The 22,680-nt window shown below is 73.0% G+C and carries 23 protein-coding genes; 7 read left to right on the top strand and 16 right to left on the bottom strand.

Features of this window, described 5'->3' with window-relative positions:
• Positions 1-63 precede the first annotated feature (63 nt).
• Positions 64-372 (bottom strand): co-chaperone GroES, encoded by a 309-nt coding sequence (gene groES / locus ADK55_RS27925; RefSeq protein WP_053682586.1) that lies wholly within the window; start codon positions 370-372, stop codon positions 64-66.
• A 508-nt stretch (positions 373-880) separates the two neighbouring features.
• Between groES and ADK55_RS27930 the strand changes: the two genes are divergently transcribed.
• The 4 genes from ADK55_RS27930 to ADK55_RS27945 all read left to right on the top strand — a co-directional run bounded on the left by ADK55_RS27930 (position 881) and on the right by ADK55_RS27945 (position 5,703).
• A complete protein-coding gene (locus ADK55_RS27930) occupies positions 881-1,561 on the top strand; it encodes a response regulator transcription factor (RefSeq protein WP_053682587.1) in 681 nt (226 codons plus the stop codon).
• On the top strand, positions 1,554-2,948 hold the full coding sequence (locus tag ADK55_RS27935) for a sensor histidine kinase (RefSeq protein ID WP_053682588.1): 1,395 nt from the start codon (positions 1,554-1,556) through the stop codon (positions 2,946-2,948). Before ADK55_RS27930 ends, ADK55_RS27935 begins: the two co-directional genes overlap by 8 nt.
• Before the next feature lie 95 nt (positions 2,949-3,043).
• Positions 3,044-4,279, top strand: coding sequence for an LCP family protein (locus ADK55_RS27940; RefSeq protein ID WP_053682589.1), 1,236 nt, complete (start codon positions 3,044-3,046; stop codon positions 4,277-4,279).
• Positions 4,267-5,703, top strand: a complete 1,437-nt coding sequence (locus ADK55_RS27945) for an FtsW/RodA/SpoVE family cell cycle protein (RefSeq protein ID WP_053682590.1) — start codon at positions 4,267-4,269, stop codon at positions 5,701-5,703. Before ADK55_RS27940 ends, ADK55_RS27945 begins: the two co-directional genes overlap by 13 nt.
• Positions 5,704-5,852: 149 nt before the next feature.
• On the opposite strand, the gene ADK55_RS27950 is transcribed toward ADK55_RS27945, so the two are convergent.
• A complete protein-coding gene (locus ADK55_RS27950) occupies positions 5,853-6,806 on the bottom strand; it encodes a polysaccharide deacetylase family protein (protein ID WP_078999501.1) in 954 nt (317 codons plus the stop codon).
• A 201-nt stretch (positions 6,807-7,007) separates the two neighbouring features.
• Entirely contained in the window at positions 7,008-7,943 is a 936-nt protein-coding gene (locus ADK55_RS27955; protein WP_053682667.1) for a polysaccharide deacetylase family protein, read from the bottom strand.
• A gap of 90 nt (positions 7,944-8,033) precedes the next feature.
• Between ADK55_RS27955 and ADK55_RS27960 the strand changes: the two genes are divergently transcribed.
• Entirely contained in the window at positions 8,034-9,212 is a 1,179-nt protein-coding gene (locus tag ADK55_RS27960) for a THUMP-like domain-containing protein (protein ID WP_107089328.1), read from the top strand.
• Here ADK55_RS27960 and ADK55_RS38010 read toward each other — a convergent pair.
• From ADK55_RS38010 to tsaB, 5 genes are all read right to left on the bottom strand, one after another.
• Entirely contained in the window at positions 9,118-9,861 is a 744-nt protein-coding gene (locus ADK55_RS38010) for a hypothetical protein (protein WP_053682591.1), read from the bottom strand. The two genes, ADK55_RS27960 and ADK55_RS38010, sit on opposite strands and share 95 nt — an antisense overlap.
• 133 nt (positions 9,862-9,994) lie before the next feature.
• Complete coding sequence (locus tag ADK55_RS27970; protein WP_234350282.1) at positions 9,995-10,267, bottom strand: hypothetical protein; 273 nt, start codon at positions 10,265-10,267, stop codon at positions 9,995-9,997.
• Positions 10,264-11,406 (bottom strand): tRNA (adenosine(37)-N6)-threonylcarbamoyltransferase complex transferase subunit TsaD, encoded by a 1,143-nt coding sequence (tsaD, locus tag ADK55_RS27975; protein WP_199826646.1) that lies wholly within the window; start codon positions 11,404-11,406, stop codon positions 10,264-10,266. Before tsaD ends, ADK55_RS27970 begins: the two co-directional genes overlap by 4 nt.
• On the bottom strand, positions 11,399-11,920 hold the full coding sequence (rimI, locus tag ADK55_RS27980) for a ribosomal protein S18-alanine N-acetyltransferase (protein WP_053682593.1): 522 nt from the start codon (positions 11,918-11,920) through the stop codon (positions 11,399-11,401). The genes tsaD and rimI overlap by 8 nt, the downstream gene beginning before the upstream one ends.
• Positions 11,917-12,579 carry a tRNA (adenosine(37)-N6)-threonylcarbamoyltransferase complex dimerization subunit type 1 TsaB gene (gene tsaB / locus ADK55_RS27985; RefSeq protein ID WP_053682594.1) on the bottom strand — a complete coding sequence of 221 codons (663 nt, stop codon included), beginning with the start codon at positions 12,577-12,579 and terminating at the stop codon, positions 11,917-11,919. The genes rimI and tsaB overlap by 4 nt, the downstream gene beginning before the upstream one ends.
• A gap of 170 nt (positions 12,580-12,749) precedes the next feature.
• Here tsaB and ADK55_RS27990 point away from each other — a divergent pair, with 170 nt between their 5' ends.
• Positions 12,750-13,310 (top strand): hypothetical protein, encoded by a 561-nt coding sequence (locus ADK55_RS27990; RefSeq protein ID WP_053682595.1) that lies wholly within the window; start codon positions 12,750-12,752, stop codon positions 13,308-13,310.
• A 101-nt stretch (positions 13,311-13,411) separates the two neighbouring features.
• On the opposite strand, the gene ADK55_RS38015 is transcribed toward ADK55_RS27990, so the two are convergent.
• The 8 genes from ADK55_RS38015 to ADK55_RS28025 form a co-directional block, all read right to left on the bottom strand.
• Positions 13,412-13,591 (bottom strand): hypothetical protein, encoded by a 180-nt coding sequence (locus ADK55_RS38015; RefSeq protein WP_107089329.1) that lies wholly within the window; start codon positions 13,589-13,591, stop codon positions 13,412-13,414.
• Positions 13,592-13,711: 120 nt separating this feature from the next.
• Positions 13,712-14,287, bottom strand: coding sequence for a tRNA (adenosine(37)-N6)-threonylcarbamoyltransferase complex ATPase subunit type 1 TsaE (gene tsaE / locus ADK55_RS27995; RefSeq protein ID WP_078999505.1), 576 nt, complete (start codon positions 14,285-14,287; stop codon positions 13,712-13,714).
• Entirely contained in the window at positions 14,244-15,383 is a 1,140-nt protein-coding gene (locus ADK55_RS28000) for an alpha/beta hydrolase (protein WP_078999510.1), read from the bottom strand. Before ADK55_RS28000 ends, tsaE begins: the two co-directional genes overlap by 44 nt.
• 68 nt (positions 15,384-15,451) lie before the next feature.
• Positions 15,452-16,588: an alanine racemase gene (gene alr / locus ADK55_RS28005; protein ID WP_053682597.1), complete on the bottom strand. Its 1,137-nt coding sequence runs from the start codon at positions 16,586-16,588 to the stop codon at positions 15,452-15,454.
• A 96-nt stretch (positions 16,589-16,684) separates the two neighbouring features.
• Positions 16,685-18,097: a bifunctional ADP-dependent NAD(P)H-hydrate dehydratase/NAD(P)H-hydrate epimerase gene (locus ADK55_RS28010; protein ID WP_053682598.1), complete on the bottom strand. Its 1,413-nt coding sequence runs from the start codon at positions 18,095-18,097 to the stop codon at positions 16,685-16,687.
• Between the two features lie 118 nt (positions 18,098-18,215).
• A complete protein-coding gene (locus ADK55_RS28015) occupies positions 18,216-18,584 on the bottom strand; it encodes a holo-ACP synthase (protein WP_053682671.1) in 369 nt (122 codons plus the stop codon).
• 75 nt (positions 18,585-18,659) lie between these two features.
• Positions 18,660-20,507: a glutamine--fructose-6-phosphate transaminase (isomerizing) gene (gene glmS / locus ADK55_RS28020; RefSeq protein WP_053682599.1), complete on the bottom strand. Its 1,848-nt coding sequence runs from the start codon at positions 20,505-20,507 to the stop codon at positions 18,660-18,662.
• A 109-nt stretch (positions 20,508-20,616) separates the two neighbouring features.
• Positions 20,617-21,372 (bottom strand): hypothetical protein, encoded by a 756-nt coding sequence (locus ADK55_RS28025; RefSeq protein ID WP_053682600.1) that lies wholly within the window; start codon positions 21,370-21,372, stop codon positions 20,617-20,619.
• A 284-nt stretch (positions 21,373-21,656) separates the two neighbouring features.
• Between ADK55_RS28025 and coaA the strand changes: the two genes are divergently transcribed.
• Positions 21,657-22,676: a type I pantothenate kinase gene (coaA, locus tag ADK55_RS28030; RefSeq protein ID WP_053682601.1), complete on the top strand. Its 1,020-nt coding sequence runs from the start codon at positions 21,657-21,659 to the stop codon at positions 22,674-22,676.
• The last annotated feature ends 4 nt before the right edge of the window (positions 22,677-22,680 follow it).

A 22,680-nucleotide genomic window follows, 5' to 3' on the forward strand; every position in this document is an offset into this window, starting at 1 on the left:
CGCAGCTCAAAGCAAAACTGGTGAAGAGGAAGAGGATCGCTCCTCTTGCCTGCTTCGTTCGACTTACTTCTCGACGATCGCGAGTACGTCGCGAGCCGAGAGGACGAGGTACTCCTCGCCGCTGTACTTCACTTCGGTGCCGCCGTACTTGCTGTACAGCACGATGTCGCCGACGCTGACGTCCAGCGGGAGACGCTGGCCGTCCTCGAAGCGACCCGGACCGACCGCGAGGACGACGCCCTCCTGGGGCTTCTCCTTCGCGGTGTCCGGGATGACCAGGCCGGAAGCCGTGGTCTGCTCGGCGTCGAGCGGCTGGACCACGATGCGGTCCTCGAGCGGCTTGATGGCAACCTTGGAGCTGGTGGTCGTCACGATCCGACCTCCCCCTTCGGAGATCCGGGGTTAACTGTCTGAGGTGGCGACCAGGTCGATCCGTCGTCGCGGGTGCCGGACCTGCCTGTCGCTGTGTTGGCACTCACCAGGGGCGAGTGCCAGGTGCGACACTATTCCGGCGATTAGCACTCGGTCAAGCGGAGTGCCAATTTGCCTCTCGGCGAGGCGCGCTTCCAGCCGCCCGCCCGGAGCCCGCCGGCCCTGCGGGCGGGGCGTCCGGGCCCCTGTGCCGACTCCCTCGGAAGTCGCCCGACTTGCCCCTCGGGCAGGCGTTCGGCGTGATCGTCCTCGACTTCGGCCTCCGGGACCCGCGCGGCCTCGCCCGCGCGGCCCGTCGCGGCCCGGGGCCCGGAGGTCCGGCCCGGTTCCGCGACCGCGACCGCGCCGGCGCCGGCGCCGGCTGTCTCAGGGTCGCCCGACACCCCTGCGCCGGGCCCGGCTACGGGCCCGACATCGGCTCCGGCGACCGATATGTGACGCTTGAGCCGTGCGCATCCTGGTGGTCGAAGACGAAGAGGGGCTGGCCGAGTCCCTGCGGCTCGGCCTGTCCGCCGACGGTCACTGGGTCGAGGTCGCCCACGACGGACACCGCGGCCTCGACCTCGCGCTCACCGGCGGCCCGTACGACGCCGTGCTCCTCGACCTGATGCTCCCCGGTCTCGGCGGCCACGAGATCTGCACCCGCCTGCGCGCCCACGGCGACCGCACGCCCGTCCTGATGCTGACCGCCAAGGACGGCGAGCACGACGAGGCCGACGGGCTCGACGCGGGCGCCGACGACTACCTCACCAAGCCGTTCTCGTTCGTCGTGCTGGCCGCGCGGCTGCGCGCGCTCGCCCGCCGCGCCGGCACCCCGCGGGTCGGCGTCCTGCGGGCGGGCGATCTCGTCCTGGATCCGTCCGGGCGGCGCTGCCGGCGCGGCGAGCGGGACATCGAACTCACCGCGCGCGAACTCGGCGTGCTCGCCTGCCTGATGCAGCAGCCGGGCCGGGCGGTCGCCAAGCAGGACATCCTCGACGAGGTCTGGGACGTCCCGCACGCCATCGACCCGAACATCGTCGAGGTGTACGTGTCCTCGCTGCGCCGGAAGATCGACGCGCCGTTCGGGCGCCGCTCCATCCTCACCGTGCACGGGACCGGCTACCGGATGGCACCCGACGGTGGTTAGGACCCTCCGGGCCCGGGCGGCGGCGGCCGCCGCCCTCGCCATGGCCGCGGTGCTCGGCGCCGGCGGGCTGTGGCTGTACACGCTGCTGCGGGCCAACCTGCTCGACAACACCACCGGGCGCACGGAGCTGGCCGCGCGGAAGGTCGTCGCGCAGCTCGACACCCGGACCCTGCCGCCCGGCGGCCGACTGGCCGCACCCGAGGGCGGGGTGGACCTGGTCCTCGTCCGGGACGCGGCCGGGCGGACCGTCGCCGGCAGCCGGGATCCGCGCGGCACCCCGGACTTCGACGGGCTGCGCCCGGCGGCCGGGGAGGACTCCCGATCGGCCGTGGTGCCCTTGGGGCGCGCCGGTTCGGAGCGGGGCGTGGCGGTGGTGGTCCGCTCCCCCGGGCCGCCCGGGGGCGAGGGCCCGTACACCGTGTACGCCATGACCGTCCTGCGCGACGTGGACGACGCGACGCGGGCCATCGGGGTCGGGCTGCTCGCCGGCGCGCCCCCGTTGATCGCCTTCGCGGCGGCGCTGGCCTGGTGGGTGACGGGGCAGGCGCTGCGCCCGGTCACGGCGATCCGCACCGGGTTGGCGGCCGTCACCGCGAGCGAGCCGGGTCGCCGGGTCCCGGATCCGGGCGGGGCCGACGAGATCGCGCGGCTCGCCCGGACCGTCAACGACACCCTCGACCGGTTGGAGCGTTCCGACGCCCGGCAGCGGCAGTTCACGGCGGACGCCTCGCACGAGCTGCGCAACCCCCTCGCGGCCGTGCGGTCCCGGCTGGAGGTGGCCCTCGACCGGCCCGACCGGGCCTCGGTGGCGGCCGCGTTGGCCGACACCGAGCGGCTCCAGCGGATCGCGGCGGACCTGTTGCTGCTGGCCCGCCTCGACGGCGGTCCGCCGCCCCGGTCCGAACCGCTGGACCTGGCACTGCTGGCGGCGGAGGACGTGGCGCGCAGACCGGCGCCCCGGGTGCCGGTACGGCTGGAGGCGGGGGCGGCCGTACCCGGGTACGGGGATCCGGCGCGGCTGGAGCGGGCGCTGGCCAACCTGGTGGACAACGCGCTGCGCCACGCCCGTGCGGGGGTCGTCGTACGGGCGGCCTCGGACGGGGCGTGGCGGGTGCTGGAGGTGTCCGACGACGGCCCGGGGATCGCGGAGGCGGACCGGGAGCGGGTGTTCGCGCGGTTCGTCCGGCTGGACGCGGACCGGGGGCGGGCGAGCGGCGGCACGGGCCTGGGCCTGCCCATCGCCCGCGAGATCGCCCGCGCCCACGGCGGTGACGTCCGGGCGGCGAGCGCCCCGGGCGGTGGCGCCCGCCTCGTGCTCCGGATCCCGGGTCCCGGAGCCGGCCCGGGGCACGGTTTCGGCCCGGGGCACGGTTTCGGCCCGGCTTGAGAGGCGGCGTCCCCGGTCCCGGAGCAGGCCCGGCCTGAAGGCGGCTTCAGGATCCTCAGGTTTCCTTCAGCGGGGCTCCCCCAGCATCGACAGGCATGAGCGCGCACCGCAGGAAGACCAGCCGCCGCCTGCCGAGGCGGCACCGCCTCGGCCGCACCCTGCTGACCGCCGGCTGTGTGCTGACGGTCCTGGCCGGCGGCGCCGCCTGGTACGTCTACCGGGATCTGTCGTCGAGCATCGGCAGTTCCAAGGCCCTGGAGGGAGCGGAGAAGTCGGCGCACGGTGACACGAACATCCTCCTCATGGGGCTGGACAGCCGGCGCGACCAGAACGGCGACCCGCTCCCGGACTCGGTCCTCGACAAGCTGCACGCGGGCAGTTCCGACATCGGCGGATACAACACCAACACCCTGATCCTGCTCCACGTGCCCGGCGACGGGAGCCGGGCCCGGGCGTTCTCGATCCCGCGCGACGACTACGTGGAACTGCGCGGGATGCCGGGCCGGGCGCCGGGCACGGCCGCCGGCAAGGCCAAGATCAAGGAGGCCTACGGACGGGCGAAGGCGCTGCGCGAGGAACAGCTCGCGGGCGAGGGGGTCAAGGACCGGCGGCGGTTGGAGCGGGAGGGCCGGGAGGCGGGACGCAAGGCCGAGATCGAGACCGTACGGACGTTCCTGGGCGTGCCGGTCGATCACTTCGCCGAGCTGAACCTGGCCGGTTTCCACCACTTGGCCAAGGCCCTGGGCGGGGTGCCGGTGTGTCTGAACAAGGCGGTGAAGGACAGGTACTCCGGGGCGGACTTCCCCGCAGGCCCGCAGACGCTGAACGGGCAGCAGTCCCTGGCCTTCGTGCGGCAGCGGCACGGGCTGCCGGGCGGTGACCTGGACCGGACGAAGCGGCAGCAGGCGTTTCTGGCGGGCGCGACGAAGAAGCTGAACGAGGCGGGCACCTTCACGGACCCGGTGAAGTTGATCAGGCTGGTCGACGCGGCGAAGGAGGACGTGGTGACCGACGCCGGCTGGGATCTGCTGTCGTTCGTGAAGCAGGCCAAGAACCTGTCCGGCGGGAAAGTGCAATTCTCGACACTCCCCGTCGAGGGCTTCGCAAGGAACCATGACGGGGACATCAACGTCGTAGATGATATGAAGATAAAGCGCCTCATTGCCGAGCAGATCGGACCCAAGGCAGCCGCGAGTCCGAGCGCACCGGGCGTCGCTCCCTCCGGACCGGGCGCGTCGGCCCCACCGTCTTCACCTCCGCCCGCACCGCCGTCTCCCGGGCCCTCACAGCCGGAGAAGATCGACGGTGGCGGCGTCCCGTGCGTGGACTGAGGCCCCTGACGGAGGCGGGCGCGCGCCGCCGCACCGAGGCGTTCCTCCTCGTCCTCGTCGTCGGCATCGCCGTGCTCGGCCACTGCTCGGCGAGCCTGGCGATGAACGACGAGCTGCCGCGCAACCTCACCGGCTTCGTCATCAGCCTGTCGCTGCTGTCGCTGGTGGGGCACCTGGGCATCCGCCGGTTCGCGGCGTACGCGGATCCGTTGATCTTCCCGCTCGCCATGCTGCTGACCGGGCTGGGGCTGGTCCTGCTCCACCGGCTCGACCAGGGGTACATCGAGCGGTACAACTCGGACGCGAACGCCCCCGGCCAACTGCTGTGGACGGTGGTCGGGGTCGCCGCCTGCATCCTCGTGGTGGCGCTGCTGCGCGACCACCGGCTGCTGCAACGGTTCATCTACATCACGATGGCCGTGGCGCTGGTGCTGTTGATCGCCCCGGTGTTCTCGCCGGCCGACACGTACGGCGCGAAGCGCTGGATCGTCGTCGGCGGCTTCTCGCTCCAGCCCGGCGAGTTCGTCAAGATCATGATCGCGATCTTCTTCGCGGGCTACCTCGTGATCCACCGGGACTCGCTGGCGCTGACGGGCCGGCGGTTCCTGGGCGTCCGGTTGCCCCCCATGCGACAGCTCGGACCGATCATCACCGTGTGGATCCTGTCCATGCTGGTGCTCGTCTTCGAACGCGACCTGGGTACGTCGCTGATCTTCTTCGGCGTGTTCGTGGTCATGCTGTACGTCGCCACCGAGCGCACCAGCTGGATCGTCTGCGGGGTGCTGATGGCCTCGGTCGGCGCCTTCGTGGTGGGCTCGACCGAACCGCACGTGAAGGGGCGGGTGGCCGCCTGGCTGAATCCGCTCTCCTACTACTGGAAGGACCGGCCGCCGGGGGTCGTCTCGGACCAGTCCGCGCAGGCGCTGTTCAGCTTCGGCACGGGCGGCGTCACCGGCACCGGTCTCGGCATGGGCCACCCCGAACTGATCGCGTTCGCGGGGCGCAGCGACTTCATCCTGACCACGGTGGGCGAGGAACTCGGCCTGGCCGGGGTGATGGCGGTACTGCTCCTGTACGCGCTCCTCGTCCAGCGGGGCCTGCGGATGGCGCTGGCCGCGCGCGACCCGTTCGGCAAGCTGCTGGCGGTGGGCCTGTCGGCGGCGCTGGCGCTCCAGGTCTTCGTGGTGGCGGGCGGCGTGACGGGCCTGATCCCGCTGACGGGCAAGGCGCTGCCGTTCCTGGCGAAGGGCGGCTCGTCGCTCCTGGCCAACTGGATCATGATCGCCCTGCTGCTGCGGATCAGCGACAGCGCGGAACGCCAACGCGAGGCGGACGCCCGCGGCCCGGTGGAGACGACGATCACCCCGGTGGTGGTGGCGGACCCGGCGGACCGGGCCACGACGGGGGCCGGCGCCCCCGGGTAGCCCACCCGCGGGTGGGTCGGCCCCGAGCCGGCTGAGTGCGGTCCGTTCCCGCGTGGCCCGCCCGCGGGTGGGTCGGCCTTTGGGTGGTCGGCCGCCGTGGCCCGCCCGCGGGTGTCCGGCTCCGTGCGGTCCGTTCCCGTGGGGACCGCCTACAGGTAGTCCTCCAGGCGGCCTATCGCGTAGCCCTGCTCCTGGATGCGCTTGAGCATCCGGGTCGTCATCTCGATCTCGGTGGAGCCCTTGAGCTCCGAGGGGCCGCGGAAGTGGGCCAGGATGATGTCGCCCGGTTTGAGGGCGGAGCCCTCGGCGTACTGGAAGTCGTTGATCTGCATCGACGCCCGCCAGAGGACGACCGTCGATATGCCGCACTCGGAGGCGGCCTTGAGGGTGTCGTCGTTGTAGTTTCCGAACGGCGGCCGGAAGAGCGTCGGCTTGGCGCCGAACCGCTTCGCCAGGCGTTCCTGCTGCCCGCATATCTCCTTCTTCTGCCCCGCGTAGGACAGGGTCCGGAGGTTGGGGTGGGTCAGGGTGTGGTTGTTGATCGTGCTGCCGCTGCCGTTGTCGCGCAGGGCCTGAAAGTGCCCGTAGTCGGACGAGGCCACGTTGTCCGTCAGGAACATGCCGATCGGCAGCTTCAGGTCGGCCGCCATCTTCAGGAACTCGGGGTTCTTCTCCGCTCCGTCGTCGAAGGTCAGGAAGACGACCTTCTCGGAGGGGGCCACGGGTATCCGGTCCACCAGCGCCGGCCTGCCCGGGGCGGGCTTGGGGAGTCGGGGCTTCTGCGCCGGCTTGGGCGCGTACGCGACCGGGGCCTTCAGACCCCACTTCCGGTAGGGCTGCTCCGGTGTCGCGGGCGCTCCGGCGGGGGCACTGGACACGGGGGCCGAGGCGGACGGGGAGGCGGCACCCGTCTCCGGCTTGGTCTTGCGGCCCAGTCGTTCGATGGGCTCCACGCTGTTGCCGCATCCCGCCAGCGACGCCACGAGGGCGCCGACCGCGAGCGCCCCGGCCAGACCTCGGCGGGCGGCGGGGCCGAGGGAACGACCGCCGAAGTGACGCGCGCCCCCTGAAGGAGCAGTACGGGAAGGGTGTTTGAAAGTCATACGCACGTGCGGAATCTATACCCGGATGGGGATATTCCGCTGATATGACCAGTCGGGGCGGCCGAAACGCACGGTGCCGGTGGTACGACGGAGGCGTGCGGAGCCGGTTTCCCCGCGGGGAGGGATTCCGCACGCGTACCGCTCGTCGGTCGACGCGGATCGGTCGACGCCGATCGGTCGACGGGGATCAGGCGACGGGGATCAGACGTAGTCCTCCAGGCGGCCGATGGCGAAGCCCTTGTCCGTGACCGTCTTCAGGGTGTGGCGCACCATGTCGGTCATGGTGGCCTTCCAATCCTCCTTGCCGCGGAAGTGCGTGAGGATGATGTCGCCCGCGTGCAGGTCCCGGTCCCATTCGCGCCAGTCCATGCGGTTGGGGAAGGCCTCGGCGTTCCACAGCGGGACCGCCTTGATGCCACAGGACTTGGCCGCGCGCAGCGTGTCCTGGTTGTAGTTGCCGTACGGCGGCCGGAAGAGGCTCGGCCGCTTGCCGAACTGCTTCTGGATCGTGTCCTGCTGGCCGCAGATCTCCTCGCGCTGCTGCTCGTAGGAGAGCGCGGGCATGTAGCGGTGGTTGAGCGTGTGGTTGTTCAGGGTGACGCCGGCGGCCTGCATCTCCTTGAAATACGGGTAGTTGTCCTTCACGACGTAGTCGCTGAGGAACGCCGTGTACGGGATCTTGAGTTCCTTCATCATCTTCAGGAACTCGGGGTCCTTCTCGGCCCCGTCGTCGACCGTCAGGAAGACGACCTTCTCCTCGGTGGGGACCGTGGTGAAGACCGGCGGGTACTCCGACTGGTCCTCGACCTCGAAGCCGTCCCGTGTGGTGATCTCCGGCTTCACCTTGGGCGGCGCCGGCGCGACCAGCGGGACCTTCGCCAGGCCCCAGCGCTTCGCCGCGGCGACCCGGGCCTGCTGGGCGGCCTTGGCCCGCTCGGCGGGGTTCACGAGTGCGCCCGCGGCGCCCTCGGCGCCGGTCCTGGGCTTGGTGGCGGGGCCCGATTCCGTGGAGCTGCACGCCGTGCCGAGGGCGGCGACCAGCAGCGCGGCGAGGGCCACGCCGTACCGGCCGCGCGGACGCGCCGCTGACCGGTGACCTTGTTGCGTCTTATTTCCCTTTTGTCGTACAGGCTGCATAACGCCGGATCCTTACAGCACCACCCGGCGCGTCCCCGGCGACACCTCGACCGGATCCGGACCTTCCATCGACTGGCCCACAATGAACCGGTGACCCCCGAAGACTTCGCCGCACTGCTCACCCCCGAGGGCGACGCCCTCCTCGCCTCGCTCCGCGACCACGACCCCGCCCAGGAGCTCGCCCTCGCCACCCGGCTGCGCCGCGAGCACCCGGCCGCGCTGGTCTCCGCCGCGCTCGGTCAGGCCCGGCTGCGGCAGCGGGCCGTCGCGAAGTTCGGGGCCGAGGACGCGTTCCGGATGTACTTCACGCCCGGCGGCGGCGAGATGGCCACCCGCGCGTCGGTGGCCGGGTACCGCGCCGAGCGGCTCGCCGCCCTGGGCGTGCGCGGCGTCGCCGACCTGTGCTGCGGCATCGGCGGCGACGCCCTGGCCCTGGCCCGCCTCGGGATCCGGGTGCTGGCCGTGGACCACGACCCGCTGACCGTCGCCGTGGCACGGGCCAACGCCGAGGCGCTGGGGCTGGCGGACCTGATCGAGGTCCGGGAAGCCGACGTGACGGACGTGGACACCACCGGGTACGACGCCGTCTTCATCGACCCGGCCCGGCGCGGCGGCCGCGGGAGGATCTTCGACCCCGAGGGCTACTCGCCGCCGCTCTCCTGGGCCGTGGAGGCCGCTCGGGCCGCCCGGTACGCGGCGATCAAGATCGCTCCCGGGATCCCGCACGAGGCCGTGCCCGCCGAGGCGGAGGCCGAGTGGATCTCCGACCAGGGCGACGTGAAGGAGGCGGTGCTGTGGTTCGGGACCTCGCCCGGCACCGTGCGCGCCACCCTGCTGCCCGGACCGCGCGCGCTGGAGACCGCCGACCCGTTGCCCGACCCGGAGGCCGGACCGGTCGGGCGCTGGCTGTACGAGCCCGACGGCGCCGTGATCCGCGCCCATCTGGTCGCGGAGGTCGCCGAGGAACTGGACGGCCGGCTCATCGACCCGACCATCGCTTACATCACCGCCGACGAGCTGCGCGCGACCCCGTACGCGACCGCGTACGAGATCACCGACGTCCTGCCCTTCGGCCTCAAGAAGCTCAAGGCCCTGCTGCGCGAGCGCGGGGTGGGCGTCCTGACCGTGAAGAAGCGGGGCTCGGCGATCGAGCCCGAGGAGCTGCGCAGGAAGGTCAAACCGCAGGGCCCGAACTCCGCGACCGTGTTCCTGACGCGCGTGGCGGGCGCCCCGTCGATGCTGATCGGCGCGCCGGCGCCCCGGGACTGATCCGTCGCCCGTACGACGCGGACCGCCCGGCGGGTCCGGCGGGTCGCAGGGCGCACAGCGCCCAGCGGTAGTGGGCGCCGGCCTTGCCGAGGCCCAGCAGGGCGGTGACCCACAGGATCAGGCCGAGTCCCATCGTGAGGACGAGTTCCGCGTACGCGCCCTCCCCCGGCCGGGTCCCGGCCGCCGCCCCGAAGGTCACCCGGAGCCCGAGCGCGCCCAGGGCGAGGGAGGACAGCAGCCAGGCCAGGCTCCGGCCGGGGGCGCGCAGCCGGCGGTCGGCGGCCGGGTCGCGGTCCGATGCCGCCCAGGCGCACTGCAGTTGCCGTATCCGCCGATCCAGTCGGGCGCCCCGGCCGAACCAGATGCCGCCGGACACCAGCACGCCGGCGGCGAGGGCGGCGAAGACGAGGCCGAGGGCGCGGGCGAGGGGGCCGCCCTCCTCGAAGGCCATCAGGGCCATGCCGACGAAGGACCAGCCGAGCGCGAAGACGGCCGCGACGGCCCAGAGCAGCAGGAGCCGTTCGATGCCCAGGTTGTGCCGGACGAGTTCCGCCAGGGAGCGCGCGCGGTCCGCCCGTACGACGGACTCGTCCAGCCACTCGCGCAGGTGCGCGGGCGGGGGCGGAGGAGGCAGGTCACGTCGAGGCATGCGCACGACCGTAGCGGGGCCCGCTCCAGGACCGCCGGAGGCGGCCTGGACGGACGCGGGAGCCGCCACCGGGCCGGCGGGCCCACCGGGCCGCCGCCGCACCGACCCCGCCCCGTGCGGCCCCCGTCCCGGCTCAGCCGCCCGTGACCTCCACCGACTCGAACCGCCAGCGGTGCACCGCCCGGGTGATCAGGTCCGCGTCCGGCTCCGGCAGTTCGGGGAGTTCCGCCGACGCCCCCTCGGGGGCGTCCCACCAGGTGAGCACCAGCACCCGGTCCTGGGCGGCGCGGAACACCTCGCGGCGCAGCGGTTCGCGGGCCAGGACCCGGGAACGGGCCCACTCCAGCAGCTCGTTGGCCCGCCCGGCGACGGCGCGGGCCTCCCACATCAGCGTCACGGTGCTCACGAGTAGAGGTTGTCCTTGCTCAGCTCGTGCACGTGGTCGTGGGAGTGCCCGTGGGAGTGGGAGTGTCCGTGGCCGCCGTGGTCGTGGTCGTGCGCCGTCCCCGGCACGTGCGGTTCCGTCACCGGCAGCGAGGAGTCCGCGGACAGGTCCCAGTCCGAGGCCGGCCGGTTCCGCTTGACCATCTCCGCGCCCAGCGCCGCGACCATCGCGCCGTTGTCCGTGCACAGCTTCGGCCGCGGCACCCGCAGCACGATCCCCGCGTCGTCGCAGCGCTCCTGTGCCAGTGAGCGGAGCCGGGAGTTGGCCGCGACACCGCCGCCGATCATCAGGTGGTCGACGCCCTCGTCCTTGCAGGCGCGGATCGCCTTGCGGGTCAGCACGTCCACGACGGCCTCCTGGAAGGAGGCCGCCACGTCGCGCACCGGCACGTCCTCGCCGGCCTTCCGCTTCGCCTCGATCCAGCGGGCCACGGCCGTCTTGAGCCCGGAGAAGGAGAAGTCGTACGCCGCGTCGCGGGGCCCGGTCAGTCCGCGCGGGAAGTTGATCGCCTTCGGGTCGCCCTCGCGTGCGAGCCGGTCGATGACCGGGCCGCCGGGGAAGCCCAGCTGGAGCACCCGCGCGATCTTGTCGAAGGCCTCGCCCGCCGCGTCGTCGATGGTCGCGCCGAGCGGCCGTACGTCGGTGGTGATGTCCGGGGCCAGGAGCAGCGAGGAGTGCCCGCCGGAGACCAGCAGGGCCATGGTCGGTTCCGGCAGCGGGCCGTGTTCGAGCTGGTCGACGCAGATGTGCGAGGCCAGGTGGTTCACCCCGTACAGCGGCTTGCCCAGGGCGTACGCGTAGGCCTTCGCCGCCGAGACGCCGACCAGCAGGGCGCCGGCGAGGCCCGGGCCCGCGGTGACGGCGATGCCGTCGAGGTCGCGGGCGCTGACCCCGGCCTCCTTCAGGGCGCGCTCGATGGTGGGCACCATCGCCTCCAGGTGGGCCCGGGAGGCGACCTCGGGGACGACCCCGCCGAAGCGGGCGTGCTCGTCGACGCTCGACGCGATGGCGTCCGCCAGCAGGGTGGTGCCGCGGACGACGCCGACGCCGGTCTCGTCGCAGGACGTCTCGATGCCGAGGACGAGGGGTTCGTCAGCCATGGGACTCACTTCTCACGGGTTGTGCGGAGCTCAGGGAGTTCGCGGGGTCGGCGAGGCGCATGACGAGCGCGTCGACGTTGCCCGGTTGGTAGTAGCCGCGTCGGAATCCGATGGGCTCGAAGCCGAATCGCTCGTAGAGCTTCTGGGCCCGCGTGTTGTCCACGCGTACCTCCAGGAGCACTTCCGCGCATTCGAAGGCGGTCGCGGCGCGGAGCAGGTCGGTGAGCAGCCGGGCGCCGAGACCGGTGCCCCACTGTTCGCGGGCGACCGCGATGGTCTGTACGTCGCCCAAGTCGCCGGCCGCGGCCAGTCCGGCGTAGCCGACCAGTCGGCCGGCCCCGTCCTCGGCGACCACGTAGTGGCGGGTGGCGTGCGGGCCGCGTGCGTGGGCGAGTTCGGACCAGAACATCCCGGCGGACCAGGCGTCCTCGGGGAAGAGCTCGTGCTCCAGCTCCAGCACCGGTTCGATGTCCCACCAGCGCATGTCGCGCAGCACCACGGTCGGGGCCGTCACTGCGGGGTGACCACCTTGTAGTTCTTGGGCACCTGGGCGTCGGGGCGGCGCAGGTACAACGGCGTCGGGGGCAGGAACTCCGCCCCGGCCGCCAGTCGTTCCGCGGCCAAGGCCGCGAGGGCGCCGGCGGACTGGTGCTCGGGGCTCCGCGCGTCGGTGAAGACGTCCGGGTAGAGCACGGCGCCCTGGCCGACGGAGGGCAGGCCCGCGACCTGTTCGGCGATCTCGGCCGGGCGGTCCACGGCGGGTTCGCCGACGCGGGTGCGCGGGTCCTCGTAGCGGGCCCAGTAGACCTCCTTGCGCCGCGCGTCGGTGGCGACGACGAAGGGGCCCTCGATGCCGGCGGCGCCCGCGGCGTACGCGAGCCCGTCGAGGGTGCACAGGCCGTGGACGGGGACGCCGAGGACGGAGGCGAAGGTGGAGGCGGTCACGAGGCCGACACGGAGTCCCGTGTAGGGGCCGGGGCCGACGCCGACGACGATGCCGGTGACGGCGTCGAGCCTCAGCCCGGCCTCGGCGAGCACCTTGTCGACGGAGGGCAGCAGCAGCTCCCCGTGGCGGCGGGCGTCGACCTGGTTCGACTCGGCGAGGACGGACTCGCCGTCGTGCAGGGCGACGGTGACGGCGGGCGTGGCGGTATCTACAGCGAGCAAGAGCACGCGAACAGCCTACGACTCCGGGGCCCCGGGCCCTTGCGGCCGGTCGCCGGGCACCCTGACTGCTACCTTTCGACCGGGGTACCGCGAGGTACCGTCCGAACGCCCCGGGGCAGGCCCGGTCGGATCGTTCGGCACAACGCTTTCAGGACCGCGCGGAGAGGTGGAGCAAGGTGGCACGCAGCAGCTCGGGAATCGTGGCCGGGCTCACCGTGGCGGCGCTCGCCGCCGTCGGCTTCCTCGGCTACCAGGCCTCCGCGACGGCGCCCGCGCACCCCGTGAAGGCCTCCCCGCAGGCACCGGCGTCCGGCGCTCCGAGCCAGTCCCCCGCCAAGCAGGACCCGGCGAAGGCCACGGCCGTGCCGGAGGGCTCGGGCACGGGCGAGCGCGTCGTGTACTCGGTGTCCGGGAAGCGGGTCTGGCTGGTGGCCGCGGACGGTCGCGCGGCGAAGACCTTCACGGTGATGCCGAGCACGGTGCACCCGGCGGCGGGCACCTACGTCGTCGGTTCCCGGGCGGGCGCGGTGCCCGGCTCGGACGGGGCGCCGATCGAGCACGTGGTGCGGTTCGCGAGCGTGGACGGCGTCTCGATCGGGTTCAGCGCCCGGGTGGACGGCAAGACGCCGGCGCCGGACCCGGCCAAGAAGACCGGCGGCATCCGCATGTCGCGGCTCGACGGTGACGTGATGTGGACGTTCGCGACGATCAACTCGAAGGTCGTCGTCGTTCCCTGACCCGGGACCCGCGTTCCCTGACCCGGGCCCGCGTGCCCCGACCCGGGACCCGCGTTCCCCGACCCGCCCGTGGGTCCGCCCGTTTCACCCGTATGTGGGAATCAGGCCGCTTCGGACTCCGGAGCGGCCTGTTCCGTGTTCCCGGGCGCCTGGGAGGCCGGTTCCCACGAGGGCGGCGTCGAGACGGCCGTGGCGGCCGCGCACGAGGCGAGCAGGGCCCGCATGGACACGACCGTGCGGGCGGTTCGCTCCGCTCCCGCTGCTGCTCCTACTGCCGACATGGATGCCTCCTGGACGGGCCCGGGACGCCTTACTTAGGTAAACCTAACCAGCGCTCGCTACCATGTCACCACGAGCGCACCCACCGGCGCAACGTTTTCCCGACGAGTTGTCGGTACCTTTTACCGCGCGGCTCGATCCACCCGCCCGGTCGCCTCGGCGAGCCCCGCGAGCCCGGCGTCCGCCCAGCGCGATCCGATGCCGCGCACCGTGACCCGGCGTACGTCGTCCAGGACCTCCTCGTGCCCCACCGCCCGGGCGATCACCACGTGCAGCCGGTCGTCGGAGAGCTCCTCGACCTTCCCGTCGCCCCACTCCACGACGACCACGGACTCGGGCAGCGAGACGTCGAGGTCGAGGTCCTCCATCTCGTCCAGGCCGCCGCCGAGCCGATACGCGTCCACGTGCACCAGCGCCGGGCCGCCGACCAGCGAGGGATGCACCCGGGCGATCACGAAGGTCGGCGAGGTCACGGCCCCGCGCACGCCCAGGCCCTCGCCCAGGCCCCGGGTGAGGGTGGTCTTGCCGGCGCCGAGTTCGCCGGTCAGCAGGACCAGGTCGCCGGGGCGCAGCAGGGCGGCGACGCGACGGCCCAGTTCCTGCATGGATTCGGGCGAGTCGACGGTGATCAGGGTCTCGGTGGCGGCGCCGGCCTCAGGAGCCTGGCTGCGCTGCGCTTCCCGCGGTGCTTCTTCCATGCCCGCCAACGTTAGCGGCTTCGGATCCCGTGTCCGGCACGGCTCCGGTGCGGGCCAGCAGCCCGGTCAGCAGCCCGGTCACGATCTCCGGGCGCTCCAGCATCATCAGGTGCCCGGTGTTCTCCAGGACCACCAGTTCGGCGGCCGGCAGGGCCTCCTTCATGGCGACGCTGTGCTCCGCCGGGGTGATCATGTCCCGGTCGCCCGCGATCACGGTGACGGGGATCCCCGCGAACCGCTGGAGCGCGGCGGTCTTGTCGTGGATCTGGAACGCCGGATAGAACTCGGCGACCACGTCGATCGGCGTCGCCTCGATCAGCCGCTCGGCGAACCGCGCGACGCCCGGGTCCACGTCCCGCGACCCGAACGAGTACTGCTTGATCATGCCCGCGAAGAGGTCCGCGGTCGCCCGCCGGCCCCGCTCCACGAGCTCCACCTGCGAGCCGAGCACCTTGAGCACCCCGGGCAGCAACCGGCGCACGGCGCCCATCCCGACCGCGGGCAGCCCGTACGTCACCTCGCCGAGCAGACCGCTGGAGGTGCCGACCAGCGCCACCCCGAGGACGCGGTCGCGCACCAGCTCCGGGAACTGCTCCGCCAGCGCCATGATGGTCATGCCGCCCATGGAGTGCCCGACCAGCACCAGCGGCCCCTCGGGGGCGGCGGCGTCAAGGACGGCCTTGAGGTCGCGGCCGAGCTGGTCGATGGTGACGGGTTCGCCGGCGGCCTGGGCGAGGCCGCGCATGCTGCGGCCGTGGCTGCGCTGGTCCCAGTACACGGCGCGGACCACGCCGCGCAGGGCGGCCCGCTGGAAGTGCCAGGAGTCCTGGCCCAGGCAGTAGCCGTGGCAGAAGACGACGGTGACCGCCGGCGGGGTCCTGCGGCGCAGCCGGCGCCGCTTGCCCGGGTCCTCCGCGGGCAGCTCGTCGACCTCGTAGTACAGCTCGGTGCCGTCCTCGGCCCGGGCGGTCCCCTCGGTGCCGCGCAGGGAGCCGTAGTCCCCGGCGGCGTCGAGGGCCAGCCGGGCCTTCATCCGGATGCCGCGGCCCACCGTGATCCGTTCGACGGCGACACCGGCCGCCGCGCCGGCGGCCATCACACCGATCGCGGCTCCGGCCCAGCCGGCCTTGCGCCAGTTCTCGCTCACGCCGTCGCCGTCCTCACTCAGCCGTTGCGGTACACCCGGGGCACGCGCCCCCCGATACGGGTGACGATCTCATACGCGATCGTGTGCGCCGCTTGAGCCCAGTCCTCCGCGGTGGGTTCGCCCAGGTCACCGGGGCCGAAGAGGATCGCCGGATCGCCGGCCGCGACGTCGGCGTCGCCGATGTCGACGACGAACTGGTCCATGGCCACCCGCCCGGCCACCCGCCGGATCTCGCCGCCCACCAGGACCGGGCCCGAGCCGGAGGCGTGGCGCGGTACACCGTCGGCGTAGCCCGTGGGGATCAGGGCCAGTCGGGTCTCCCGGTCCGTCACGTAGTGGTGCCCGTAGCTGACTCCGTGGCCGGCGGGGACGCTCTTCACGAGCGCGACGGACGCCTTCAGGGACATCGCGGGCCGCAGCCCCAGTTGGGCCGGGGTGCCCAACTCGGGCGCCGGCGACACGCCGTACACGGCGATCCCGCAGCGCACCAGGTCGAAGTGGGTCTCCGGCAGCGTGAGCGTGGCGGGCGAGTTGGCGATGTGCCGCACCTCGGGCTCGACGCCCTCCTTCTCGGCGTACGCGAGCATGTCGCGGAACGCGGCGAGCTGGAGCGCGATCGAGGGGTGTCCGGGCTCGTCGGCGCAGGCGAGGTGCGACCAGACGCCGGTGACGTCGACGGTCCCCTCCGCCTGCGCGGCGACGGCGGCGCCGACCAGTTCGGCCCAGTCGGCGGGCTGGCAGCCGTTGCGCCCGAGCCCCGTGTCGGCCTTGAGCTGGATCCGCGCGGTGCGACCGGCCGCGCGCGCGGCCTCCCGTACCTCCTCCAACGCCCACATCCCGCTGACCGCGACGTCCACGTCGGCCTCGACGGCCTCCCGCCAGGGCCCGCCGGGCGTCCACAGCCAGCACAGGATCCGCGCCTCGATGCCGGCCGCGCGCAGCGCGAGCGCCTCCTCGGGCGTGGCGGTCCCGAGCCAGGTCGCCCCGGCCTCCAGGGCGGCGCGGGCGCAGGGCACGGCCCCGTGCCCGTAGCCGTCCGACTTGACGACGGCCATCAGCGCGGCCCGGGGCGCCCGCTCGCGCAGCGCGCGCACGTTGCTCCGCACGGCGGCAAGGTCGATCTCGGCGTAGGCGCGCGTCGGTGTCTCGTTCATCCCGCACAGTCTCTCAGAACCCCCCGGGGCCTCCGCTCCCCCGCGTGTCGGGGTGCGAACGGGCCCCCGCGCGTCGGCGGCCGAACGGGCGCGGCGTCACGCGGACCGGACGTCCCGCCAGGCCCTCGGCACCGCGTCCGCCACCTGCTGCGCGAGGACCGGCGCCCCGTCGGAGGCGAAGCGGCCGGCGAGTCCGTGCAGGTACGCCGCCACGGCCCCGGCGTCCGCCCCGGACAGGCCCGCCGCCAGCAGCGACCCCGCCACCCCGGACAGCACGTCGCCGCTGCCCGCGGTCGCCAGCCACGGCGTCCCCGTCGGGTTCACCCGGACGACCGGATCGCCGTCGGAGGCGATCAGCGTCGTGGAGCCCTTCAGCAGGGCCGAGGCGCCGTAGCGGCGTGCCAGCGCGCGCACCGCCGCCAGCCGCCCGGCCTCCACCTCCTCCCGGGACACGCCCAGCAGCGCCGCCGCCTCCCCCGCGTGCGGGGTCAGCAGGGTCGCCGCAGACCGCCCGCGCAGCACCTCGGGGTCCAGGCCGCGCAGCCCGTCGGCGTCGACCAGTACCGGTACGTCGGACTGCGCCAGTACGCCCTCGACCTCGTCGGCCCGCGCGTCCCCCAGCCCCGGCCCGACCACCCACGCCTGCACCCGGCCCGGCCCGATCAGCGTCTCCGGGTACCGGGCGAGCACCGCGTCCGCCGCCGGGCCCACGTACCGCACCGCGCCCGCGCCACCGCGCAGCGCGCCGGCCACGGCCAGTACCGCCGCGCCCGGGTAGCGCGCGGAGCCGGCGACGATGCCCACGACACCGCGCCGGTACTTGTCGCTCTCGGCCGTGGGTTCCGGCAGCAGCCGGGCCACGTCGGCGTGTTGCAGGGCCTCCAGCTCCGGTGCGGGCAGCGCGAGCCCGATGTCCACCGGCCGCACCACCCCGGCCAGCGCGGCTCCGGGGTCGATGAGCAGGCCGGGCTTGTGCGCTCCGAACGTGACCGTGACGTCGGCCCGCACGGCCGGCCCCGCCACCTCCCCGGTGTCCGCGTCGACCCCGCTCGGCAGGTCCACGGCGACCACCACGGCGCCCGTCGGGATCCGTTCCACCAGCGCGGCGGCCGCCGGGCGCAGTCCGCCCCGCCCGCCGATCCCGAGGAGCCCGTCCACGACCAGGTCGGCGCGCTCCGGGACGGCCGACGCCACCCGGCCCCCCGCGGCCAGCAGCGCGGCGAGCCCGCCCGGGTGCACCCGGGCGGGGTCCATCGGCACCGCCGTCACCCCGGCGCCGCGCCGGGCCAGCCGGGCGCCGGCGTACAGGGCGTCGCCGCCGTTGTCACCGGGGCCGACGAGCAGCACGACCCGCGCCCCGTAGACCTTGCCCCGACGCCGTGTCAGCAGGCCCGCGCACACGGCGGCCAGTCCGGCCGCCGCCCGCAGCATCAGGGCGCCCTGCGGCAACCCGGCCATCAGCTCGCGCTCGGCGGCCCGTACGGTCTCCACGCTGTAAGCAGTACGCATGGCACCAGCCTGCCCGAAAACCCGGCTCGGGCCCCGGCTCCCGGGCCCGTCAGGAGCCGGAAGAGCCCGTGCGAGCCGCAAGAGCCCCGTGCGAGCCGGAAGAGCCGGAAGAGCCGACCTACCCCTCGGCGATCACCACGGCCGACGCGACGCCGGCGTCGTGGCTGAGCGAGATGTGCCAGGACTTCACCCCCAGGGCCAGCGCCCGGGCCTCGACGGTCCCCGACACCCGCAGCCGGGGCTGTCCCGTGTCCTCCACGTACACCTCGGCGTCGGTCCACAGCAGTCCACTGGGCGCGCCGAGCGCCTTGGCCAGCGCCTCCTTGGCCGCGAACCGGGCGGCGAGCGAGGCGGTGCCGCGCCGCTCGCCGCTCGGCAGCGTCAACTCGGAGTCGAGGAAGAGCCGTCGGGCCAGGTTCGGCGTTCGCTCCAGCGCGGCGCCGAACCGCTCGATCTCGGCAACGTCAATCCCCACACCGACAATCACGACGCCCACCACTCCCACGCAGCCCGTGTTCCCCCGTCGCCACCGCGGCGACGGATCGGCGCCCGCGGGCTTGGCTCACTCCACGGTCACCGACTTGGCGAGGTTACGCGGCTGGTCCACCTCGTTGCCGCGCGCCGTCGCCAGCTCGCACGCGAACACCTGCAACGGAACGGTCGCCACCAGCGGTTGGAGCAGCGTGGGCGTCGCCGGGATCCGGATCAGGTGGTCGGCGTACGGGACCACCGCCTCGTCGCCCTCCTCCGCGATGACGATCGTCCGCGCACCGCGCGCCCGGATCTCCTGGATGTTCGACACGATCTTGTCGTGCAGCACGGAACGTCCGCGCGGCGACGGCACGACCACCACCACCGGCAGGTCCGGCTCGATCAGCGCGATCGGACCGTGCTTCAGCTCGCCCGCCGCGAAGCCCTCGGCGTGCATGTACGCCAGTTCCTTGAGCTTGAGCGCGCCCTCCAGCGCCACCGGGTAGCCGACGTGCCGGCCGAGGAAGAGCACGGTGTTCTTGTCGGCGAGCGAGCGCGCGAGCTGCCGTACCGGCTCCATCGTCTCCAGGACGGTGTCCACGGCCGCCGCGATGTCCGACAGCTCCCGGATCACCGACTCGATCTCGTCGCCCCACTTGGTTCCCCGCACCTGCCCGAGGTACAGCGCCACCAGGTAGCAGGCCACCAGCTGCGTGAGGAACGCCTTCGTCGAGGCGACGGCCACCTCCGGGCCGGCGTGCGTGTACAGCACGGCGTCCGATTCGCGCGGGATCGTCGAGCCGTTCGTGTTGCAGACGGCCAGTACCTTGGCGCCCTGCTCGCGCGCGTGGCGCAGCGCCATCAGGGTGTCCATGGTCTCGCCGGACTGCGAGATCGCGATCACCAGCGTCCGCTGGTCGAGGATCGGATCGCGGTAGCGGAACTCGCTGGCGAGTTCCGTCTCGCAGGGGATGCGGGTCCAGTGCTCGATGGCCAGCTTCGCGATCATGCCCGCGTGGTACGCCGTACCGCAGGCCACGATCACGACCTTGTCCACCTCGCGCAGCACGGACGGCGGGATGCGCACCTCGTCGAGGGTCAGCAGGCCGCTCGCGTCGATGCGGCCCAGGAGGGTGTCGGCGACGGCCTTCGGCTGCTCGGCGATCTCCTTGAGCATGAAGTAGTCGTACCCCCCCTTCTCGGCCGCCGAGGCGTCCCAGTCCACGTGGTACGCCCGCACGGACGCGACCGAGCCGTCGAAGTTGGTCACCGTGACCCCGTCGCGGCGCAGTTCGACGACCTGGTCCTGGCCCAGCTCGATCGCGGATCGGGTGTGGGCGATGAAGGCGGCCACGTCGGAGGCCAGGAAGTTCTCGTTCTCCCCGACGCCCACCACCAGGGGCGAGTTGCGGCGCGCCCCGACCACCACGTCCGGTTGGTCGGCGTGCACCGCGACCAGCGTGAACGCCCCCTGGAGGAGCCGGCACACCTGCCGCATGGCCTCGGTGAGGTCCCCGCAGACCTCGAACCGCTCCGCCAGCAGGTGGGCGACCACCTCGGTGTCCGTCTCGGACTCCAGGCGGTGCCCGCGCTCGGCCAGGTCGGCGCGCAGCTCGGCGAAGTTCTCGATGATCCCGTTGTGCACGACGGCCACGCGGCCCGCGTTGTCGAGATGGGGGTGCGCGTTGACGTCGGTGGGCCCGCCGTGGGTCGCCCACCGCGTGTGCCCCAGGCCCGTGGACCCGGCCGGCAGCGGGTGCCCGACCAGTTCCTTCTCCAGGTTGACGAGCTTTCCGGCCTTCTTCGCGGAGGAGAGTTTCCCGTCCGCGAGCACGGCGACGCCCGCCGAGTCGTAGCCGCGGTATTCCAGCCGCTTGAGTCCGGCGATGACCACATCGAGCGCAGATTGCGCTCCTACGTAACCCACAATTCCGCACATAGGCGGCAGGGTACGCCGTGGTCGGCCTCCTGCCCGGTACCTGAACAGGACGAAAAAACACCGCCCCGGCGGACACGCCGGGGCGGTGGGGGCGGCAGTGCCGCGAGGGTCAGCCGAGCTTCTTGACCTGCGCGTCGACGACGGCCTTCGGCTGCTCGGAGTCGCCGGCCAGGTTCAGCGCCCAGAACGTCGCCAGGACGTTGCCCTTGCGCACGACGACCGTGTGCATCTTCTTCTTCTGGCCGTCGCCCATGTCCATCACGCTGGAGAACCCGACGGCCTCGTCACCGGAGGTCGCCGGCTCGGACGTGACGTTCCCGATCGGGGTGCTCTGCTCGCCCTTCTGAGTGACGGCGAAGCCGCCGGCGCAGGCCGTGACCGCGGTCTTGACGGAGGCGAACGCGTCCTCGGCGCCCTTGCCGTCGTAGGAGCTGAGGGTGACCGAGGTCGCCGTCGACTTCAGGGCGCCCATGGCCGCCTCCATCTTCTCGTCCACGCTCGCGCCCTCGGCGGCCGGCTTGGGCAGCTCGACGGTCATGATCCGGCCCACGCCGGTGGACGGGGCGAGCGGCTGCATGGACTGGGCCTGGGCCAGCACCTTGCACTCGGCCTTGTCGGAGTCGACGGCAGCGGTCTTCTCCTCCTCGACCGGCTCGATCTTGTGGGTGGGCAGGTCGGCCTGCGTGACCAGCAGCGGGGCCAGCTCGGCGGCCGTCTTGCCCTTGGCGGCGGGAGCGGCCGGGGCGGACGCCTTGCCGTCCGTCTTGGTGTCGGAGGCCTTGTCGGAGCCGCAGGCGGTGGCCAGCAGCGTCAGGGACACGGCGGAAGCGGTCAGGACGGTACGACGGACAAGAGCGGAACGCACGGTGTTTCTCCCCCACAGGCGGTACACAGAAAAGTCGAAAGGCATGCCGGACGGCTCCGGAAACGCCCAGGTGAGGGGCGCGCATCGGAGCTGCGACGCATATCAAGATAAAGTAAAAGCCGATCAGCCGATCAGGATTATTCGGCCATCGGCGCAATCGTGACCCCGGTGATACCGCCGGGGCGTCGAATCGAGACCGACCGCGGCACGCCCCCGCCCCGCACCCCGCCGCACGTGACCGACCACACCATCCACAAGCGGTCCCGAGCCCCGACAATGGCAGGGTGATCACTTCGCCGCCACGAAGCACGCCGGACCGCGCAACGGAGCGCGCCGGCCATCGCCGGGCTCCCGACGCCTCCCCGTACGTCGACCTCACCCGGGCCGAGTGGAGCGCCCTGCGCGAACGGACCCCGCTCCCCCTCACCGCCGAGGAGGTCGAGCGGCTCCGGGGTCTGGGGGACGTGATCGACCTCGACGAGGTCCGGGACGTCTACCTGCCGCTGTCGCGCCTGCTCAACCTGTACGTCGGCGCCACCAACAACCTCCGCGGCACCCTGAACACCTTCCTCGGTGACGCGGGCAACGGCCACGGCGCCCAGACGGGCACCCCCTTCGTCATAGGGGTCGCCGGGTCCGTCGCGGTCGGCAAGTCCACCGTGGCCCGCCTCCTCCAGGCCCTGCTGGCCCGCTGGCCCGAGCACCCGCGCGTGGAGCTCGTCACCACGGACGGCTTCCTGTACCCGATGAAGGAACTCCAGCGCCGCGGCCTGACCGCCCGCAAGGGCTTCCCCGAGTCGTACGACCGGCGCGCGCTGACCCGTTTCGTCGCGGACATCAAGGCGGGCAAGGACGAGGTCACCGCCCCCGTCTACTCCCACCTGATCTACGACATCGTCCCGGGCGAGCAGCTCGTCGTGCGCCGCCCGGACATCCTGATCGTCGAGGGGCTCAACGTGCTCCAGCCGGCCCTGCCCGGCAAGGACGGCCGCACCCGCGTGGGTCTCGCCGATTACTTCGACTTCAGCGTGTACGTGGACGCGCGCCCCGAGGACATCGAGCGCTGGTACCTGGGCCGCTTCCGGAAGTTGCGCGAGACCGCCTTCCAGAACCCCTTCTCCTACTTCCGCAAGTACACGCAGGTCTCCGAGGAGGAGGCCATGGAGTACGCGCAGACCATGTGGCGGACCATCAACAAGCCGAACCTGCTGGAGAACGTGGCGCCCACCCGCGGCCGGGCCACGCTCGTCGTCCGCAAGGGCCCGGACCACAAGGTCCAGAAGTTGAGCCTGCGAAAGCTCTGACCGC

This window comes from Streptomyces sp. WM4235 (assembly GCF_001279725.1).
Classification (GTDB): domain Bacteria; phylum Actinomycetota; class Actinomycetes; order Streptomycetales; family Streptomycetaceae; genus Streptomyces.

What these genes read in the sequence shown, in the direction of transcription:
- ADK55_RS28000 (WP_078999510.1), bottom strand. Translation starts at nt 15,383, where the DNA reads ATGGCCGCCGGCGCGGCGGCCGGTGTCGCCGTCGAACGGATCACGGTG.
- tsaE (WP_078999505.1), bottom strand. Translation starts at nt 14,287, where the DNA reads ATGGAAGAAGCACCGCGGGAAGCGCAGCGCAGCCAGGCTCCTGAGGCC.
- tsaD (WP_199826646.1), bottom strand. Translation starts at nt 11,406, where the DNA reads ATGGCTGACGAACCCCTCGTCCTCGGCATCGAGACGTCCTGCGACGAG.
- ADK55_RS27950 (WP_078999501.1), bottom strand. Translation starts at nt 6,806, where the DNA reads ATGACTTTCAAACACCCTTCCCGTACTGCTCCTTCAGGGGGCGCGCGT.
- ADK55_RS38015 (WP_107089329.1), bottom strand. Translation starts at nt 13,591, where the DNA reads ATGTCGGCAGTAGGAGCAGCAGCGGGAGCGGAGCGAACCGCCCGCACG.
- ADK55_RS27940 (WP_053682589.1), top strand. Translation starts at nt 3,044, where the DNA reads ATGAGCGCGCACCGCAGGAAGACCAGCCGCCGCCTGCCGAGGCGGCAC.
- ADK55_RS28010 (WP_053682598.1), bottom strand. Translation starts at nt 18,097, where the DNA reads ATGCGTACTGCTTACAGCGTGGAGACCGTACGGGCCGCCGAGCGCGAG.
- ADK55_RS27955 (WP_053682667.1), bottom strand. Translation starts at nt 7,943, where the DNA reads ATGCAGCCTGTACGACAAAAGGGAAATAAGACGCAACAAGGTCACCGG.
- ADK55_RS38010 (WP_053682591.1), bottom strand. Translation starts at nt 9,861, where the DNA reads ATGCCTCGACGTGACCTGCCTCCTCCGCCCCCGCCCGCGCACCTGCGC.
- glmS (WP_053682599.1), bottom strand. Translation starts at nt 20,507, where the DNA reads ATGTGCGGAATTGTGGGTTACGTAGGAGCGCAATCTGCGCTCGATGTG.
- alr (WP_053682597.1), bottom strand. Translation starts at nt 16,588, where the DNA reads ATGAACGAGACACCGACGCGCGCCTACGCCGAGATCGACCTTGCCGCC.